Here is an 18612-nt window from a genome sequence, read left to right on the forward strand (position 1 = left end):
GGACGAAAAGGAAGGGAAAACAAATGAATCGATTGAAAAAGGTCGTTGTTGGAATGCTGTCGATCGGACTGTTAGCAGGCTGTTCAGGAGGAGGAGCGGCGACGGATGCCACTGATACCTCTGCGGATAAAAAGGCAGACGGGGTGACTGTCTATTTCACTCGTCATGGGAAGACGATGCTGAATACCACAGGGAAATCTCAAGGATGGAGCGACGCACCTTTGACTCCGGCAGGAATCGAGGTGGCAGAGGATGTCGGTACAGGGATCGGTAAGAGTATCACATTCGACAAAGTGTACAGCAGTGACAGCGGACGGGCGATCGAGACTGCTGAGATCATCTTAGACAAATCTGGTCAAAAATCAAAAATCAATAAAGACAAACGCTTGCGTGAATTCAATTTCGGGACCTTTGAGGCTACACCCGGCGCGGAATCGGTCGAAGCGATCGCCAAAAGAAAAGAACTGACGGCGGATGAATACACAGAAAAAGCAGCAAAAGAGGGCGGCGGCTATAATGGATTCATCAAGGAACTGTCAGATGATTTAGCTGAGATCGACAAAGAAAATGTCAAAGAAAACGAGAACTGGCCGGCAGAAAATTACGCGGCTGTCGCAAAACGTTCAAAAGAAGCATTGGATGATATTGTAGATGAAGCAAGTGAAAACGGGGATGATTCTATTTTGGTCGTTTCTCATGGGATGACCTTAGCGACGCTGTTGAACGAATTGGATTCTAGCGTGTCTGCGGATATTCCGATGTCGGGCTTGGAAAATGCGAGTATCTCGAAGGCTACGTATAAAGACGGGAAATGGAAGGTCGAGACCGTCAACGATATGAGCTACGCAGAAAAAGGGGCAGAAAAATAATCAGTTATCAGAGGACGCTGAATGATCAGCGTTCTTTTTTGACGTAGAAAAAGCCGATCCATCTCATTGATGAGGTATCGGCTTCTGTTGGAGTTAAGAGGGATCGGCTTGTTCGCGCTGGTCTCCCACCCAATTAAAATAGTAGGAAATAACTTCTGAAAACAGAAACAGTTCAAAACGAACATCCAATTGTCGTAAAGAACCGTCGTCTCGTAAAAAGGTCGACGCCGCGGGCAAAACAAAAGTTTTGGAGACTTTTTTTGCGATCTCGGCATCTTTGTTCATAGTGATCAGCACGGTTTTTGCTCCTACTTCGGTGACGGCATCCACCAATTCGCTGTAGATGTCCATACCGGTTACAGAGAAAATAATGTAGACCCAGTCTTTTCTGGCCGTCTGACTTAGATAATGCATCTGTGTTTCTGTCGAGATCGCCTCATAAAAGACGCCTTGAGAGTACAGGGAATATACGAGCTGCTGTGCCGCAAGTCCTGTATTGTCAAAGCCAACACACTTCACGTCTTGTGAATCGTGCATCCATTCAACAACCTCGATGATGTCCTTTTCAAAGTCTAATTCTCTTAATTTTGAAAACGAGCGTTCATACGTATTGATCACTTCATGAAACAGAGAGTTTTTAATAACAGGCTTTTCTTGGTTTTTATCTGTCACAAAGGACTCTAACGCCAGTTTGAACTCTGGGTATCCGCTATAGCCGATTTTTTTGATTGCCCGCAGGATCGTCGGAGAACTCACATCAAACCGATCTGCCATGTCGTGGATCGATAGTCCGACATATTGCGCAGGGTCTGCCATGATTTGTTCAAAAATTTTTTTATCCGTTTTAAACATTTTTGTGTAATGGATCGTAATGGCTTCTTCAATATTTTGCATCCGGTCAACATCCTTTCAGTAGCTTTCTGTCTCTATTCTACCAAAAAACGTAACAAATTTCAATTTTATATAAATGATAGAAATATATTTCAAAAACTGCTTGACAAACATTTGAGAAAGCGATACCATTTGTGTAACATATTACATCATAATTTTAAGCAAGGTAATTAATTACTCTGCGAAGACGTGAACGTGTGCCTATTTTCTATCACCAAATAGTCGCGAGCTGTCTTAATATGAAGAAAAAGGATTTGATCACATGTTACAACTTAATCCATTACTGAAAGATCAAGTGGTTTTTCAGGCAGAAAAAAGTCATTTGATTAATGGGAAAACCACACCAAATACTTCTGTGGAGCTCAAAATGGGAGAATTGACGTTAGAGGTGCGGAGTGACTCAGATGGGGAATTTGTCTTTCTTGTTCCACCGCAATCCTACGGGGTCACTGAGAACCTGCGCATTGCTTCGGATGGCGAAACTAGAGAACTAGTCCTTCAATACGGCGATGTTTTTCTCTTTGCGGGTCAATCCAATATGGAATACCCGATGGCTCAGGAAGACCACTTTATCGAGGAGCAGCAGGCTCTCACCGATGAAAAGTCGATTTTTTTCTACGTGGTTCCTATGCCAGAATTTGAGTTAAAGATTGTAGAAGAGACAGAGGCAGATTGGACGCGGTTAACGGCGGACACTCTTGGAGGCTTATCGGCTGTTGCCTACTATGCCATGAAGGAGCACCAAAACAATCATCCCAATCGTATTATTGGCGCCGTGATTTGCAGCAAGGGCGGCACCAGCGCTAGCTGTTGGATCAGCGAGGAGGATTTGGCGAAAAGCCCCACCCTGAATGAGGAGATTTTAGTTCCCTTTATAGAAGAAACAAAAGGAAAAGAAAAAGCAGCATTTGATGCGGAGTTCGCGGAGTATTTATCGACGTACCAGCAATATATTGAAAAGAGAACGCTGTGGGCAGAGGAGCATCCTGAGCTGACATTAGGTCAGATCAAAGAACAGATAGGTCACTCGCCTTGGCCGCCCCCTGCAAATCCGTATTTGTTCAATCGTCCTGGAGGATTGTATCAGAAAATGTTCAAACGAATCGTTCCGTTCACTTTTTCTGCGGTCATCTGGTATCAAGGGGAAGAGGATACGGCACTCGCCCCACTTTATGAGGAATTATTGGATCAGTTGATTGCTCGTTGGCGAAAAGATTTACAGACACCTGTGCCATTTTATATCCTTCAATTGCCCCTTTATGCGGATGACCCGCAACATGATTGGGCAAGTGTCCGCGCAGCTCAAGCACAAGCGAGACAAAAATATAAGGCAACGTTCTTAGTCACAAGTCTGGATTGCGGCGAAGTAGAGGACATCCATCCAACGGAGAAGTCGATCCTTGGACAGCGTGTTGGGGAAATCTTGGACGCCATTCATTATCCCAGCGCCCCTGTAGCAAAAATAGCCAGTTGGACGAGAGACACACTTGTGATCGAAGTGGAGGAAGCGGCCTCTTTGAAGTTGCTGGATGTTCAAACCATTGAAGTAGATGTCCCGATAATTTGTCAAACGATCGAAGAAAATAGACTTATCATTGAGACCACAAAAAGCAGTCGAACCATCCAATATGGATGGAAAAATGTACCTGCTGTCTCGTTATTTAATGAGGTTGGTTATCCGGTCGCACCATTCAAATTTGAGAAGCAAAAAGGAGAAGAATAATGTTTGGTTTTGGAAAAAAAGAAAAAGAAATTTATGCCCCAGTGGACGGGGAACTCATTGAGATCAATCAGGTAAATGACCCTGTATTTTCAACAAAAGCAATGGGTGAGGGCTTCGCGATCGACCCATCCAATGGAAATATTTTTTCACCGATCAAAGGAACGGTCACTTCGATTTTTCCGACAAAGCATGCGATTGGTTTAGTTGATAAGGATGGACTTGAAGTATTGATCCATATTGGGATCGACACCGTAGAGTTAGCAGGGGAAGGATTTGAACTCCTAGTGGCGGAAGGTGCGAAAGTAAAACCAAGTACCCCACTCGTCAAAGTTGATTTGGACTATCTGGCGGAAAAAGGCAAAGAAGCGACAACGATGATCGTCTTTCCGAATTTAGAGGAGAACAATATTATAATCACACCTGGGAATGTCACTGCACAAACAGTAGTTGGAAAAATAGAATAAAGAGAAACCGTACTCGTTAAAAAAGCGAGCGCGGTTTTTTCTTCAAAAGAGATGTTTTTACCTTTCATATTTCTTCTTGTATTGTAAAATATTTTTTTCGGCGCACAGCGGATTTCGTTCACTCTTGTTATTCTATTAAGAATAATGAGAATTTCGTCAGGAGACGGGTGCAGCAATTCGTAAAGAGATAAAAAAAAATATATAAATAGTAAGCTCATTTTCTATTTATAATTTTTGATAAACAATGAGGAGTAACTTTATTTTCAATTTAATTAGACCGAATCGTTCGTTGAGATGAACGATTCGGTCTTTTTTTGACGGGGTTTGGAGCAAAAGAAAATTTGTGAAATTAGTATTAATCTCATTTATATCTCTTTATTTTATCATTTATTTTTCTTCAACATATTGGGTTGACATTAAGAATGCTGGGTGGTACTCTTCGTTTGTAAGCGATTACTGATATTTGTGATATATTTTACATAGGAATGGGGTGAGAAAATGGCTTTGGTAAACGAGTACAACCGCACAGTTCTTAATTCCTGAGTACGCACACCAATCTTAGCGTGTTCTAAGACAGTATGTGATCCGTCATTTTCTCACCGTATTCTACATTCATAGAGACGCTCGATTTTTTTGCGAGCTTTTTTGATCAGGGATAAGTGTGTGTTTTTTTAATAGCAGCCGCTTTATTTAAGATGGTCAAAAGTGAAGCTTGTTTGGTCATGCACCAAGGGACGAGTGTGTAGAATTGAATAGGGATGAGGAAGGCATACTGTGTATCAAAGGTATGTTTTTTTGTTGTGCACATTTTCTTGAGTCATTGGTAAAGGAGAAGGGTATGGGACTTGGACCGAGCACAAAAATGACGTCATTGTTTCATTTCAATTGTCCAGTCGTGAAGGAAGTAGTAAGAGATCCCGATGTTGATCTATCAGGAGTGATCGTAGCAGGGGTGTCGGAAAATTATTTAGAAAAAATGTTTACAGCGCACCGCGTGGGGGACCTTTTCGATGCGCTGAAACCTGATGGGGTGATCGTTATCACCGATGCGTGGGGCAATCATCACCTCGATTTTGTTCAAGTGATCGAAGAGGCGGGGAAACGAGGGATTCCGTCGGTAGGAATGAGCTTCTTTGGACTGCAAGGTCGGCTGGTCTACACCAGTGACTATTTAGAGACACTGATTGATCTGAACAAAGGCACGACAGGCTACGAATCCTGCGTTGTTGGAGAAAATCATCTTTCTCAGTTGGATGCCTACAAGGCGGTGGCTATTCTGAAAAATAAACTAAGGGAAAAGGAAAAAAACGGCACGTCATCTGTTTATTCCCATCAAACTGAGCTAACGCGTAATTACTTCTCGCTTCAAAAAGTCGTCTTTGGCGAGGAGACGAAGATTGAGGGGGAGACATTGTGGGTGAAAAAGCAATCTCCATCAATCGGGGCGTTTAGCGAATGGGTCGAGAAGGTCGAGATTTCATTGATTCCGCCAACAGCCCGTGAGCGACGCATTCATTCAAATTTGGATTTTTCCCCAATTGCCTGTAAAAAAATCGGGGTGCTGGGAGAAGGTGTCACACATATTCTTCAAGGAGTCACAGTGATGGTGACGGGGGTAGAGCAAGGCAGTTGCTTTGAGCCGGCCAATATCGGTTCTTCAGAAGGACGCCTTACAGAGCAGGTTTTGTTTGATACACCCGGAACACCAGAGGAAAAGGATACGCTCCTTCATTTCGATTTTTTGTTCAAAGAGGGACATGGCAGGACGAAAGAAGGCATACGAGCGGCTCATAAGATCACAGATCAGATCGTTGAACAGATTCGGCAGGAATTGCGTGAGCTGGATGTTGAACCGGTGATGACCGAAACATTCAGGCAAAAGGATGACACCCCGAGTAAGGAGGTCGTGGTAGTCAAAAGTGTGTCTGGATTAGGAAATATGTATGAAACAGCGATGTTTCCGAATCAGCCTGCGGGGTATGTCGGAACGTATTCGACAATGGATTTTATGAATATGCCGGTAGTGGTCTCTGGCAATCAAGTACTGGATGGCGTGATCCACTCATTGCTGTAAACACGGCAATTAAGATATACAGATATAACTACGTTTAAGGAGATAGGAGCATGAGGGAATTGTATGGATTTGCATTAAAACAAGGGATCGGTGTGGCGAGTGAACCTGTCGTCAAGGAAGCAGACTCGATCGACAGAGGTCAAGTGATCGCATGCTGTCCAGAAGCCAACCTGGGAAACGTGATTCACAGTAGTGTTTCTGGAGTGGTCAAAGAAATCACCGACACCCACATCCTGATCGAACCAGAGGAAGAACAATCTAAGGAGTATGTGAAGCTTACTTCGGAGACGCCCCTGGAGCGCATACGAGAAGCTGGACTTATCGGTCTTGGGGGGGCGGGATTTCCTACAGCAGTTAAATTGAACCATCGCTTTGAAGGCGGAGGGACGATCTTGATCAATGCCTCCGAATGTGAGCCGGTATTGAGCCACAATATCGAACGGATGGAAGAATGCCCCACGGAAATCATTCGCGGGATCGAAATCATTCGAGAAGCTACTAACGCAGAAAAAGCGGTGATTGCGATCAAAGGCCATCACGAAGCGGCGATCGCGGCTTTGACGGCGGTATTGCCGGATACGATCACCATTCATAAGCTGCCAAATATCTACCCAGTGGGGGATGAGCGCGCGGTGGTTCGTGAATGTATGAACATCTTATTGGAGGTCGATCAACTGCCTTTGGCTGCGGATGCTATCGTGGTTAATGTAGAAACAGCTTATCGGGTTTATGAGGCAGTGGAGTTGAGAAAACCATTGATCGATAAGGATTTGACGGTTGCTGGGAAGCTGATCGATTCAGGAGCGATCAAAACGTATATGGATAGGCCTTTAGGAATGAAATTTTCAGAAATGTTTGATCTTGCTGGAGGCATTGGCAAAGAATATGGCGAAATCATCGAAGGCGGTCCTTTCATGGGGAAACGTGCGAGCTTAGACCATTACCTTCAAAAAACGACTGGCGGCTTGATTGCTTCCGAAGTGTTCTGGAATGGGCCAAGCAAAATCGGACTTTTAGTCTGTGCCTGTGGGGCGCACAAAGAACGTTTGTCTCAGATCGCTGACAGTATGGGCTCTGAAATTGCGGGAGTCGAATACTGCAAACAAGCGATCGAAGTCAAAGGAACATTGAAATGTACCAATCCTGGGATCTGTCCGGGGCAGGTGCAAAAAGTTATGGCATTGAAGAAGGCAGGCGCAGAGGCCGTACTGATCAGCAACTGTACAGATTGCTCCAACACGGTCATGTCTTGTGCACCAAAAATGAAATTGCCTGTTTACCACGCGACAGATGGCTCAATGCGCGCGTGTAATTTGAAGCTAGTTCGAAGAATGAAAAGCACCACTTAAACACGGGTATAAAAAAATTTTTTATAGATAAAGGAGAGAGTATCATGTCAATCACCGAAGAAACATTGAAGCAACATCTGAAAGATCCTGCAGTGTTATGCTGCCGCAGAGAGAAAGGGACCGTCATCAGTGCGCAAGATTTGGAAGACCCATCATTATTCGATGATATGGTCGATGCAGGATTGGTCACATTGAGTGACGACGGATTGACGATTGAAGAAGTAGTGGGGGCGACTTTAGCAAAGGATAGCGAAGCGCTGATCCAGTTGACTTCGGATCTGCTAGAGGGTGTGAAAAAGGCAGAAGCAGAAGCACCGAAACCTGCACCGAAGCCGGAGCATACGCCACCAGCACCGCCAGTGAATCATGGAATGATCGAAGTGGAGATCGCTAAACTGGAAGGTCTGAAATTAAAATTACCTGCAAACTTAGGGATCGCGAATGCCCCTGTACCAGCCGGACCGCCGGCAGAAACTCCTCGCGGAGAGAAAAAAGTGATTCGCCAATTAAAAAAACAACATATAAAAATCACGGATGCGGAAATTGGGGACAAAACCAGCATCGAAAAGGGCAAGATCACGATTGATCGCAACTTGATTGAAGGCGCAATCAAAGAAGATCATTTGGTGAAAAAAATCAAACTCGACGTGATCAAGCCGGATGAACGACACATTTACACTGATACGATCATGGATGTATGTCCAATCGCGACGAAGGTGGATGGAGAGCTTGGCCGCGGCGTGACTAAGATCTGTGACGGCGTCGTCTTCATGCTGACAGGGGTCGATGAAGAAGGCACACAGGTCCATGAATTTGGGTCATCTGATGGTTATTTAGATGAAAAAATGTTCTTTGGACATCCTGGCTGTGCCGATGAGAAGGACATCATCATTCGCTGTGAAGCGGTGATCGAAAAACTTTCTGGGATGTCTAGACCTGGACCGTTGGCTGCACACAAAGCACAGGATTATATCATTCAAGCAGTGCGTGAAGAACTCAAAGGCTATGACGGAGAAATCGTTCACGAAGAAATTTGTGAAGACATTCGCCGTAAAGGAAATCCGCGGATCGTCTTAGTCAAGGAGATCATGGGACAAGGAGCGATGCATGACAACGTTATCTGTCCATCAGAACCTTGCGGAATCGCAGGCGGGCGTATGAACGTCGATTGCGGAAATGTGCCGATCATCTTGACACCGAACCAAGTAAGAGATGGATCGATCCATGCTTTGACGTGTATCGGGCCTGCAACGAAAGAAATGACGCGTCATTATATTCGCGAACCACTAGTAGAACGTTTAGCCGAAGACGAAGAATTGGATCTTGTCGGCGTAATCTTCGTGGGATCGCCACAAGTAAATGACGAAAAAATCTGGGTGTCTGAACGGTTAGGCTCATTATTCGAAGGATTAGATATTGATGGCTGTATCATCACAACGGAAGGCTTCGGGAACAACCATATCGACTTCATCGAACATATCGGTCAAGCCGGAATGCGCGATATTCCAGTAGTCGGCGTCTCCTTCTGTGCGTACCAAGGACAATTAGTTGTTGGGAATAAGTACGCAGATGCGATGGTTGAATTGAACATGGATGAAGGCGGATTTGAAAATGATATCGCCGGCACCTCTTGTGTGACAAAAGAAGCTGCGGAACGCTCGGTCCAAATGCTTAAAAATAAAATGTCGGGGGTAGCGATCCAAGCGGCGCCGAAGAAATGGAGCAACGACGTTATCAACGACAACAATCATCTACTGAATCTAGGCGACAGCAAATTGATCGAAAGCGGCACCCTTCATTAAGATGGCAGCAGAAGAAAAGTACATGATCAACCCTACGTTGATGATGGGAACGGTCAAGTCCGTGGATGAGGAGCAATTGATCCTCAATCTGCGTGGACGTCTAGGGCTGATCACTGTTCCCACAGCGCTGATTTTGTCGAAAGAGGGCGTGGAAACGGGGAGTAAGCTGGCGTTCTATTTTAGCTATATTCAGACCGTTTTGCGCCCGCTAGACTATGACACGACCGAACTCAGCCAGCAAGAAGAGCTGTTTCCGTGCTTAGTGGGCGGAAAAATCATCCATGTCGATGATACGGCCGTACGGGTAGCGATGAATCAAGGCGGCGGAACGATCTATGTGCCGAGAAGATGGGTGTTTACTTCAATCGAATTGACCGAGGGATTAGATGTCGAGTTTTATTTCAGTAAAATGAGTATTCAGAAAAAGAAAGAAGCTTAAGGAGGCTATCATAATGAGTTTGACAACAGTTGAAGGGATGAGATCTGAGATTTTTGTTCCCATCACACCAAAACCTGTGTTTACAGAATTAAAGAAACCTTTGAATGAATGTAAAGTGGCGTTTATCACAGCAGGCGGAATCCATAAGAAAAGCGACAAACCGTTTAATACGTCGGGAGATTTCGGCTATCGGACGATTCCTTTCGATACACCATCTTCTGAATTGATGGTTACACATGGCGGTTTTGATAATTCGGACATTAACAAAGATGTCAATGCGATGTTCCCGATCGATCGGCTGCACGAGCTGGTCGATGAAGGCTTCATCGGTTCCTTGTCGAAAGAAACCTACACCTTTATGGGCGGCGGCGGAAATGTGGAAAAATTCCAAAATGAGACTGGACCAGATATCGCTAAAAAATTAAAAGAACAAGGCGTAGACATCGTTCTTTGTACAGGAGGTTGTGGAACGTGTCACCGTTCTGCGACGATCGTTACTCGTTGCTGCGAAGAGCAAGGCATGAGCTGTGTGGTCATCGCAGCGTTACCGCCAATCGCTCGCCAACAAGGGGCTCCGCGGATTACCGCACCACATGTACCGATCGGATCGAATGCCGGCGAACCAAACAACGTGGAACAACAACTAGCAATCTTAAAAGAATCTCTAGAATGGGTTCGTGATTGCCCAAGCTACAATAACACCAAAGTTTTACCATATGAATATCGCCACAACGTTTAAAAATAACAATTAGCCATTAATCAAAAGAAGTTGGAATACAAAAGTCAGTCACTGATTTTTGTATTTCAGCTTTTTTTATTTTAAATTCTTTCTTCGTGAATAGGCCGCTTATTTTTAAAAACAGAATATACGAAGAAGAGAGTGTGTTTAATACATATTAATGAAATGGAAACGCTTATTATTTTTTTAATATATTTATAACTTTAGTTTTTTATACGAAGGGAGATTGAGAAATGAAAAGAGATTATCGGAAATTAATGGATCAAAAAGCGCGAGCGAAGAGCAGATCGAGGAAATATATTTACGCAGGGACCACCGTGGCGACAGGGTTATTGTTAGGCTTGACTCCGATTGCAGTTGCGACACCTTTTTTTACTGTCCAATCAGGCGAAGTGCAAGCTGCAGTGATCGACGGGCAATTATTTAGTAATTTAACTTCATCAAATTCAAGTGGGACCACCAGTGCAGCACCCTTTCCGTTGGCGAATGCGAATAGAAATGTCAATTTCACGATTTCGGGAAACAGCGGTATTGATGTGAGTGTCTTGCCAGGGACGAAAAGAGCGGTTCTTGCGATTCCTGAAGGCTTGAGAGGACGCGTTACTCCCAATGGGGCTGGAACCTTTTCGACAAGTATTTTACTTCCTGAAAATGGCTTGGTGCCGTTGATCTCGATCGTGGATGGCGCAACGACGACTCTGATCAACGCAGTCGACGCATTGATCAATGCGAATCCGGTACTGAATATTAATTTAGCCGAAGTCAATGAACAGCTGAACTTATTGAGAAACTTAAGCACGATCAATTCTGCCGACGTAGCGCTTCAGCTTCAGGCACAAGGGGATCAATACATCTACGCAGATTTGGATGGCGTGTTGGAAACCATCATTCGCCAAAATCTGATCCAGATTTTAGATGATTTAAACAATGCGGTACAGGCGTTGAGTATCACTGGGTTAGGCTCAACTGCCTTAAATGTCACATTGAATACGGTCATCAAGCCAGCATTCAATGTGACATTTGGGACGGCGCGGGCGCTCTTGAATGTGGGATCAGCTCTGATTGGAGACTTGGCGGACGCGAGTGTGTTAGGTGAGACGACCGTTACCTTACCTACAACGATCACAGATCCTTCGTACCAAGACCTTGTTTCACAAGGCGTAAACATGGCGAACCCCTATGAAGCCGGTTTCTTAGCGACAATCGTGAAATCAAATGCGATCGCGATCAACATTGCTTCTGGAAATGATGGGTATTCGCCAGTATTTTATCAAGCGGCTGCCGTTACCGCGCCCTATGATGTGGCGGTAACAGGAAGTTCTACTACAGGTTATGAAGTCACAGGGTTTGCAGATCCTAATTCGACCGTACGAATTTTTAAAGACAATGTGCAGATCGGTGAGGGTCAAACAGATACCACAGGAAAATTCACGATTTCTGTTTCAGCAGACGATGTTGATGCACTCGATGAAATCGAACTGATCGCTTACGATCAAAACAATATCCCTAGTCTGCCAACGCCAGCAATCATCCCAGATGACGATGAATCAGATGCCGATGCTGACGCGGATGCCGATTCCGACGCGGATGCGGATGCGGATGCGGATGCGGATGCGGATGCCGATGCCGATGCGGATGCCGATGCCGATGCGGATGCGGATGCTGATGCGGATGCCGACGCCGATGCCGATGCCGATGCCGACGCCGATGCCGATGCCGACGCTGACGCCGATGCGGATTCAGATGCCGATGCCGATGCTGACGCTGATGCTGACGCCGACGCAGATGCCGATTCAGACGCAGATTCAGACGCTGATGCGGATGCCGATGCCGATGCTGATGCTGACGCTGACGCAGATGCTGATTCTGACGCCGATGCCGATGCCGATGCCGATGCTGATTCAGACGCGGATGCAGATTCGGATGCTGATGCAGATTCGGACGCTGATGCTGATGCTGATGCAGACGCGGATGCCGATTCGGATGCCGATGCCGATGCCGACGCAGATTCAGACGCTGATGCTGATGCTGATGCAGATTCGGATGCGGATGCCGATGCCGATTCTGACGCCGATGCAGACGCCGACGCTGACGCGGACGCCGATGCCGATTCTGATTTGGAATTAGATGAGGATGATGATCAGGACGATGGAGCTCTACCAATTGGGGAATCCGATGGAACACCATCATCGAATCTTGGAAGTGGTCTTGATCCAATAGGTAGCGGAAGTGCGATCAGCAGCGGACATTCTGGTGGCTCTGGCTATACTGGAAGTGCAGGTTCCGGCTATACGGGCAGTGCCAAACAATACCCGGCGACCGGAGACGAATTGAGCGGCGGGTTAACGATTTTAGGTTCCATTGCCGCCTTTATTTCAGGGTTGGGCATTTGGAAATTAAAAAGAACAAAAAAAGAAGAGTAGAAAATACGGATTGATGAAGAGCAGGTCTCTTCATCGATCCTTTGTGGGGTGATAGGATGGCTGTTCAAACGAGTCAATATCAATTAAAGGAAGTCGAGGATTATCTTGCTGGTTTACGGTCAGAGAACCTGCAACCGACCATAATTCTTAGTGTCGGAAATTTTACGGAACGGGGACAGGTGAGTGAATTCTATGGCGATACGTATGAAGCCGCTTGGACAAGCTTTCTATCACACTATAGTAAAAACAGGTTAGATTCAGCGAGCTATTTTCGGATCGACATCGTTACAGAAGAGGAACCGATCGCGTATTCGCAATTAAACGAACGAATTTCTTCTATAAAAAGAAACAATTATGGTGATTTCAACTTTCGTTGGGAACAGGCGGGTCATTATAGCTTTTTAATGGAAGAGATGGTTGGAAATGCACTTTTGAAACCGAGTAAAGAACATAGAGTCGGCTATAATCTGCCTGAGTTAACGATCAATGAACATAATTTCCGCGGGTACATGAAACGAAAATACAAGCGATCAAATGCCAAAACAAAGGAAATGGAGCGAGCAGCTATTTTCCTCTTCAAAACGAAGGCTTTCTATTTCGAAGAGGGAAGCCTTTACCCGCTGACGGATTATGGCAATGGCAATCGGGTGCGTGAGGTGACGGCTTCAAATTTAGATAAAATAACAGATTCAGTCATTGAAAAAGGCTCCGAGTATTTGGAAAAGCAACTGATGACTACAGGACAATTTATTTACGGGTATTATCCTTGCTATGATCAACGAATCAAAGGCTATAATTCGGTGCGGCATTTCTCCTCCCTTTATGCATTGGCTGAAGCCGCTGAGTACAAATCGGATCAAGCATTATGTGCAAAAATAGAACAGGGAATCCATTGGGGCATCACCCATCTGACTTCTACCGTTGACGGCTATACTCTGGTCATGGAGCCCTTGAGTAAAACCGTCGAATACAAGCTTGGCGCTCAAGCGACGGCGATTTTGGCAATTGCTAAATACACAGAGGTGACGGGCGATTCGCAGTTTCATTCCTTTTTACAAAAATTGATCGTTTCTGTTAAAGAAAAATTCATTACCTCCCAAAATCGGACGATCCATGTGCTGGATGAAGCATTGGAAATTAAAGAAGCGTTTCGCATCGTGTATTATGACGGGGAGATTCTTTTTGCACTGCTGCGGGCGTATGGGATTTTTAAAGAAGCGAGGATCATGCATATTTGTGAGGATCTGATGGCTGCCTTTATCGCGAATGACTATCAAAAATATCACGATCATTGGCTGAGTTACGCAACGAATGAGTTGTTGCGATTCAAGGAAAAGAAAGAGTATTATCAATTTGGCTTGGATAATGCACTTGGCAACCTTCGCTTCATCGACAGGCGTGACACCGCTTATCCAACGATGCTAGAGTTGCTAGTGGCTGCTTCGAAAATGATGGATAAGTTAGCCGAAAGCGACATGAAACATACGCTTTTTCAAGAGGAAGAAGACGTTATCGACGTAAAGGATCGGATCAATGGAGTCATGGTAAAACGCGTTCGACACGAATTGACAACAGGCGTCATGTTCCCTGAATTCGCTCAATTTTTCAAAGAACCAGCGACGATCAATTATGGCTTTTTTGCCCGACATGACCGCTTTCGAATGCGGATCGACGACGCGGAGCATTTCTTATCTGGTTTGATAAACTACCGTCTGCACACGAATTAGGAGGGATCATATGGTAGGGTTTATTCGATTTATCGCGTTAGTAATGATCGGTGTGACTTATGCGGTCACACATAGTCGAAGAAAGAAAACGCACAAACAAGCGCACCAAGCTGACCACGAGCTTAAAAATTACAAAAAGAACGAAGAGGGTCTGTACCCTTGGGAAGAAGACATCGATGATTCCCCCGCGCGAATCCCTGATGATGCCAAGCGATATATCAACAAGGCGCGACTCAAACGCGGAAGATGGTAACAGCATTGGAATAATAAAAAAACAGTTCGATAAAAGTCGAGCTGTTTTTTTATGGGAAATAATGATTATTTTTTAGATAAACACAAAAAGTACCCCTGAAACGATCGTTGCCGCTAAAAAGGCTTTGATACTTCCTTCGTCACCATCCGGCAGCTCGAATTTGATGATGTTCATTAGCATCGCTCCAGTGATAAAGGCCTCGATGGAAACCAACAGGAAATAGGGGAGCGGCAGCAGGATAGAGAGCAAGGCGCCAAGTAAAATGCTAAGAGATAACATAAGACGCCCTTTTTTCTGATAAATTTTTCCATGATGATGCGCCAAGGACCAATCGTTCATTAGAAAATGCAGGCCAAAGGCGATGAAATACGTCAGGACGTAAAAGCGCTCGGAAAAGGTATTTGCGATAACAAGGTACCCGATCATCACATTGTACACCGCATAAAATGAAACGTCAGACCAGAAATAGGCCACTTCAGCGCTGGTGAGATCCTTTTTCTCCACGATGTGAAAGTTTCGTTCGTCCAGCTTATCCATGACATGGGCAACGACCAGTCCAAGAAGAACGATGCCATAAATGGCGTGGGTCGCATGAACACCGTCTTCCCAGCCGAAAGAATCGATCAGCACGCCTTGTGAGTACGCGAGCTGCGGCAGTAAATGCAGAATGGCGTAAGACACGCCCACCCCTGCAGCAACAGACATCATCACTTCTACGTTGACTTTTTCCAGTAAGAAAAAGCGTGATGCCAGATGAATCGTGATAAAACCTATAATAACCGCAAAATTAGCGATATTTTCTTGTAGAATCGGCATGGATCAAGTTCTCCTTTTTAGTGTACGTCTCTTAAGTATACGGGAAAACCGCGCGGAACCGCAATTTTGACACTCAATAAAGGCCTTTAGACAGAGGAATAGCCACGAGGATTTTTTATTTTCTGAAGGGCACCCCTTGCCTTCTTTTGAAAAGTGTGACAGAATACAAATTATTAAAATATTTGACGACGCTATTGTTCGCCGGAACAGTAGGATAAAAAGTCAGCCAAACGAACCGTAGGCTTTAATGGTTCGTTTGACTGACTTTTTTTGTTTATTTGGGAGGGATTAGGCATGCAAAAGAAACTGATTGAAACAGAGAAGCAACAGGGAAAAGGACTCACACAACAAGAAGCTGCGGAGCGGTTGGAAAGATATGGACCTAACACGATCGAACAGGGAAAAAAGAACGGGTTTTGGACCTATTTGTTGTCTGCGCTGAAGGATATCACGATTATTATTTTAGTGATTGCGACGGTACTTTCGATCTATGTCGCGTTGAAAAATCATCCTGACAATTTTTCTGAACCCATCGTGATTTTCGGGATCGTTCTCTTGAATCTGTTCTTGTCTATTCGCCAACAAAAGAAAGCAGAAAAATCGATGGATGAATTGAAACGCTTCAGCATTCCTCAAACAAAAGTCTATCGCGATGGGCAATTGACAGTCATTCAAAGTACAGAAGTGGTACCGGGGGATCGCCTGCTGCTTGAGCTGGGGGATCGTGTTTCGGCGGATGCCACCTTGATCACTAGTAAAAATTTATTGATCGATGAATCTTTTTTAACCGGTGAAAGTGAACCGAGTGAGAAAGAGGCAGACTATCAACCGGATGCGGCAGATACTATCGGAGATCTAAAAAATAACGTTTTTTCCGGGGCGTTGGTGGTAAGTGGTCGAGGCGAAGCCATCGTTGAGGCGACAGGATTGGCGACGGAGATCGGGAAAATCTCGGATTTACTGACAGAAGATCAGCCGATGCAGGCGCCTTTACAGGTGAAAATGCAAAAACTCGGCAAAGTGCTAGGCGGGGTCGCGATCGGTGCGGCAGTGCTTGCGATCCTGATTGGCTTGATCAGAGGCTATTCGCTTGAGATTGCCATCATGACAGCGATCTCGATGGCGGTGGCGGCGATTCCTGAAGTGCTGCCGGTCGTGGTCACGATCTCGCTGTCTTTTGGTATTCGAAACATGGCGAAAAAGAACACGATCATACGAACGCCAGCAGCGGTGGAAACGATTGGGAACGTCTCGGTGATTTGTTCGGATAAGACTGGGACCATCACGGAAAATCAGATGACGGTCAAAAAGGTGGTTCCAGTTTTAACAGAACAGACCTCGGGAGCTAAAGAGGCGCTGCTGCTGCACTTTTATTTAGCCAGCAACCTCTCCGAAGAACAGGGAAGCCACGGAAACCCAACAGAGCAAGCCATTAAACAAGCAGCCGAAACACACTTTGGCGGAGAAAAGCTGAACACATTGTTGAGGCAATACGAAAGGATCGACGAACTTCCTTTTGATTCAAAACGAAAGAAAATGACGGTCCTTTATAAAAAAGGAGACTCTTATCTGTCCATTACAAAAGGGGCGTTTGACCGTTTGCCTATTCAAGAGGCGCGCGCAGATTTTCAAGAGTGTCACGATGACCTCGCCGCGCAAGCGTACCGTGTCTTAGGCGTTGCGGTGAAGGAATACGAGGAATTGCCGACTCAAGTTACCAGTGAAGAATTGGAAACAGAGCTGCACTTTTTAGGCTTTATTGGAATCATCGACCCTGCACGAAAAGAAAGCTACCAAGCGGTTCAAATTGCGAAAAAAGCTGGGATTCGCCCCATTATGATCACGGGGGATCACTTGCTTACAGCGAAAAAAATCGCCGCCGATGTCGGGATTTTGGAATCGGGAAAAAAAGCGATGACAGGTGCCGAATTAGGAAAACTATCCGAGGAGGATTTGGCAGAAGTGATCGGAGAGTACCGGGTGTTTGCCCGAACCTCGCCAGAAGATAAGATCCGCATCGTGAAGGCCTTGCAGGCGAATGGCGAGACGGTCGCCATGACAGGTGACGGGGTCAATGACGCTCCCGCGTTGAAGGCGGCCGATGTCGGGATCGCAATGGGCGGCGGAACAGAAGTTGCCAAGGAAGCATCTGATATGGTGCTGCTAGACGATAATTTTGCGACGATCGTTGAGGCGGTAAAAGAAGGCCGACGCGTGTATGCCAATATTCGGAAATCATTGTATGCCATGCTTGGCTGCAATATTTCTGCCCTGACGATCGTGTTGATCTCGTTGATAATGGGTCTAGGAGCTCCTGTTACAGCGATTCAATTATTGATTATAAAAGTTGTCGCGGATGGCATCCCCGGTTTCAGTTTATCAGTGGAGCCAGCAGAAAAAGATGTGATGCGCCAGCAGCCAGTCGACCGAAATGCCAGCATTTTCAACAATGGGTTATTGAGCAAAATCATAGAAATCTCAATCGTCTTTACCGCGGTGACCCTGCTGACGATTTTCGTTGGACACACCGCGGCCTTCAATCACGGGCTGCCGAATGGTGAACAAGCGACCACGATGACCTTTCTCGTGATGGGCTTGACCACAATCGTACACATGTACAATTGCCGCAGCCATGAATCGATCTTCAAGCTGGACTTAGCAGGAAATAAATTGTTAGTAGGAACGACCTTACTCGGTGGAGCTGTGCTTATTTTAGCAGCGACCCTTCCGCAAACAGCGAACATTCTTGGCTTGACCGCACTGCAGCCCATTCAATGGCTCTTTGTTTTAGGACTGTCGTTTATCCCGCTAGTGTATGTTGAATTAAAGAAGACGTTGAATCTGTTTGACTATCGAGTGAAACGCCGCGCGTAAAAACAATTGTGATACTTTACAAATCGATTCTATCGTTATGTAATAAAAGTGAGGACAATAGTCATTTGGGTATTGAGGATGAGGTGAAGGAAGAATCAAGAGTTTCTTAAGGGAAGTGACTTAGTTAGAGCTTCCTTTATTGATAGCATGTTATCGTATCAAACACAAA

The 18612-nt window shown here is 45.3% G+C and carries 14 protein-coding genes; 12 read left to right on the forward strand and 2 right to left on the reverse strand.

Translation table 11 applies throughout. From position 1 onward, the window contains the following. Positions 1-23 precede the first annotated feature (23 nt). Positions 24-869, forward strand: a complete 846-nt coding sequence (locus tag A5868_RS14620) for a histidine phosphatase family protein (protein WP_086305376.1) — start codon at positions 24-26, stop codon at positions 867-869. A gap of 93 nt (positions 870-962) precedes the next feature. Here A5868_RS14620 and A5868_RS14625 read toward each other — a convergent pair whose 3' ends face one another. Then, a complete protein-coding gene (locus tag A5868_RS14625) occupies positions 963-1763 on the reverse strand; it encodes a MurR/RpiR family transcriptional regulator (protein WP_086305377.1) in 801 nt (266 codons plus the stop codon). A gap of 259 nt (positions 1764-2022) precedes the next feature. Here A5868_RS14625 and A5868_RS14630 point away from each other — a divergent pair, with 259 nt between their 5' ends. From A5868_RS14630 to A5868_RS14675, 10 genes are all read left to right on the forward strand, one after another. Further along, a complete protein-coding gene (locus A5868_RS14630) occupies positions 2023-3483 on the forward strand; it encodes a sialate O-acetylesterase (RefSeq protein WP_086305378.1) in 1461 nt (486 codons plus the stop codon). Further along, the gene (locus tag A5868_RS14635) at positions 3483-3947 is read left to right on the forward strand and encodes a PTS sugar transporter subunit IIA (protein ID WP_086305379.1); all 465 of its coding nucleotides are present in this window, start codon (positions 3483-3485) and stop codon (positions 3945-3947) included. The genes A5868_RS14630 and A5868_RS14635 overlap by 1 nt, the downstream gene beginning before the upstream one ends. A gap of 838 nt (positions 3948-4785) precedes the next feature. Further along, positions 4786-6021 carry a glycine/sarcosine/betaine reductase component B subunit gene (locus A5868_RS14640; RefSeq protein WP_086305380.1) on the forward strand — a complete coding sequence of 412 codons (1236 nt, stop codon included), beginning with the start codon at positions 4786-4788 and terminating at the stop codon, positions 6019-6021. A 50-nt stretch (positions 6022-6071) separates the two neighbouring features. After that, the gene (gene prdC, locus A5868_RS14645; RefSeq protein ID WP_086305381.1) at positions 6072-7370 is read left to right on the forward strand and encodes a proline reductase-associated electron transfer protein PrdC; all 1299 of its coding nucleotides are present in this window, start codon (positions 6072-6074) and stop codon (positions 7368-7370) included. Between the two features lie 44 nt (positions 7371-7414). Next, positions 7415-9172, forward strand: a complete 1758-nt coding sequence (gene prdA, locus A5868_RS14650) for a D-proline reductase (dithiol) proprotein PrdA (protein WP_086305382.1) — start codon at positions 7415-7417, stop codon at positions 9170-9172. Between the two features lie 22 nt (positions 9173-9194). Further along, positions 9195-9611: a CBO2463/CBO2479 domain-containing protein gene (locus tag A5868_RS14655; protein ID WP_254908354.1), complete on the forward strand. Its 417-nt coding sequence runs from the start codon at positions 9195-9197 to the stop codon at positions 9609-9611. 13 nt (positions 9612-9624) lie between these two features. Continuing rightward, on the forward strand, positions 9625-10350 hold the full coding sequence (gene prdB / locus A5868_RS14660; protein WP_086305384.1) for a D-proline reductase (dithiol) protein PrdB: 726 nt from the start codon (positions 9625-9627) through the stop codon (positions 10348-10350). Between the two features lie 233 nt (positions 10351-10583). Beyond that, positions 10584-12773, forward strand: a complete 2190-nt coding sequence (locus A5868_RS14665) for an adhesive domain-containing protein (RefSeq protein WP_176281356.1) — start codon at positions 10584-10586, stop codon at positions 12771-12773. A gap of 56 nt (positions 12774-12829) precedes the next feature. Beyond that, positions 12830-14500 (forward strand): hypothetical protein, encoded by a 1671-nt coding sequence (locus tag A5868_RS14670; RefSeq protein ID WP_086305385.1) that lies wholly within the window; start codon positions 12830-12832, stop codon positions 14498-14500. Positions 14501-14510: 10 nt separating this feature from the next. Next, complete coding sequence (locus A5868_RS14675; protein WP_086305386.1) at positions 14511-14753, forward strand: hypothetical protein; 243 nt, start codon at positions 14511-14513, stop codon at positions 14751-14753. 72 nt (positions 14754-14825) lie between these two features. On the opposite strand, the gene A5868_RS14680 is transcribed toward A5868_RS14675, so the two are convergent. Next, complete coding sequence (locus tag A5868_RS14680; RefSeq protein ID WP_086305387.1) at positions 14826-15569, reverse strand: hypothetical protein; 744 nt, start codon at positions 15567-15569, stop codon at positions 14826-14828. Positions 15570-15863: 294 nt separating this feature from the next. On the opposite strand from A5868_RS14680, the gene A5868_RS14685 reads away from it, so the two are divergent. Further along, entirely contained in the window at positions 15864-18443 is a 2580-nt protein-coding gene (locus A5868_RS14685; RefSeq protein ID WP_086305388.1) for a cation-translocating P-type ATPase, read from the forward strand. The last annotated feature ends 169 nt before the right edge of the window (positions 18444-18612 follow it).

The organism is Enterococcus sp. 12F9_DIV0723, from assembly GCF_002174375.1.
GTDB lineage: Bacteria > Bacillota > Bacilli > Lactobacillales > Enterococcaceae > Enterococcus_A > Enterococcus_A gilvus.

Excerpts from the sequence above, each read along its gene's own strand:
- prdB (WP_086305384.1), top strand. The coding sequence starts at position 9,625 with ATGAGTTTGACAACAGTTGAAGGGATGAGATCTGAGATTTTTGTTCCC.
- A5868_RS14625 (WP_086305377.1), bottom strand. The coding sequence starts at position 1,763 with ATGCAAAATATTGAAGAAGCCATTACGATCCATTACACAAAAATGTTT.
- A5868_RS14670 (WP_086305385.1), top strand. The coding sequence starts at position 12,830 with ATGGCTGTTCAAACGAGTCAATATCAATTAAAGGAAGTCGAGGATTAT.
- A5868_RS14640 (WP_086305380.1), top strand. The coding sequence starts at position 4,786 with ATGGGACTTGGACCGAGCACAAAAATGACGTCATTGTTTCATTTCAAT.
- A5868_RS14655 (WP_254908354.1), top strand. The coding sequence starts at position 9,195 with ATGATCAACCCTACGTTGATGATGGGAACGGTCAAGTCCGTGGATGAG.
- prdA (WP_086305382.1), top strand. The coding sequence starts at position 7,415 with ATGTCAATCACCGAAGAAACATTGAAGCAACATCTGAAAGATCCTGCA.
- A5868_RS14630 (WP_086305378.1), top strand. The coding sequence starts at position 2,023 with ATGTTACAACTTAATCCATTACTGAAAGATCAAGTGGTTTTTCAGGCA.
- A5868_RS14620 (WP_086305376.1), top strand. The coding sequence starts at position 24 with ATGAATCGATTGAAAAAGGTCGTTGTTGGAATGCTGTCGATCGGACTG.
- A5868_RS14680 (WP_086305387.1), bottom strand. The coding sequence starts at position 15,569 with ATGCCGATTCTACAAGAAAATATCGCTAATTTTGCGGTTATTATAGGT.
- A5868_RS14665 (WP_176281356.1), top strand. The coding sequence starts at position 10,584 with ATGAAAAGAGATTATCGGAAATTAATGGATCAAAAAGCGCGAGCGAAG.
- A5868_RS14685 (WP_086305388.1), top strand. The coding sequence starts at position 15,864 with ATGCAAAAGAAACTGATTGAAACAGAGAAGCAACAGGGAAAAGGACTC.
- prdC (WP_086305381.1), top strand. The coding sequence starts at position 6,072 with ATGAGGGAATTGTATGGATTTGCATTAAAACAAGGGATCGGTGTGGCG.
- A5868_RS14635 (WP_086305379.1), top strand. The coding sequence starts at position 3,483 with ATGTTTGGTTTTGGAAAAAAAGAAAAAGAAATTTATGCCCCAGTGGAC.
- A5868_RS14675 (WP_086305386.1), top strand. The coding sequence starts at position 14,511 with ATGGTAGGGTTTATTCGATTTATCGCGTTAGTAATGATCGGTGTGACT.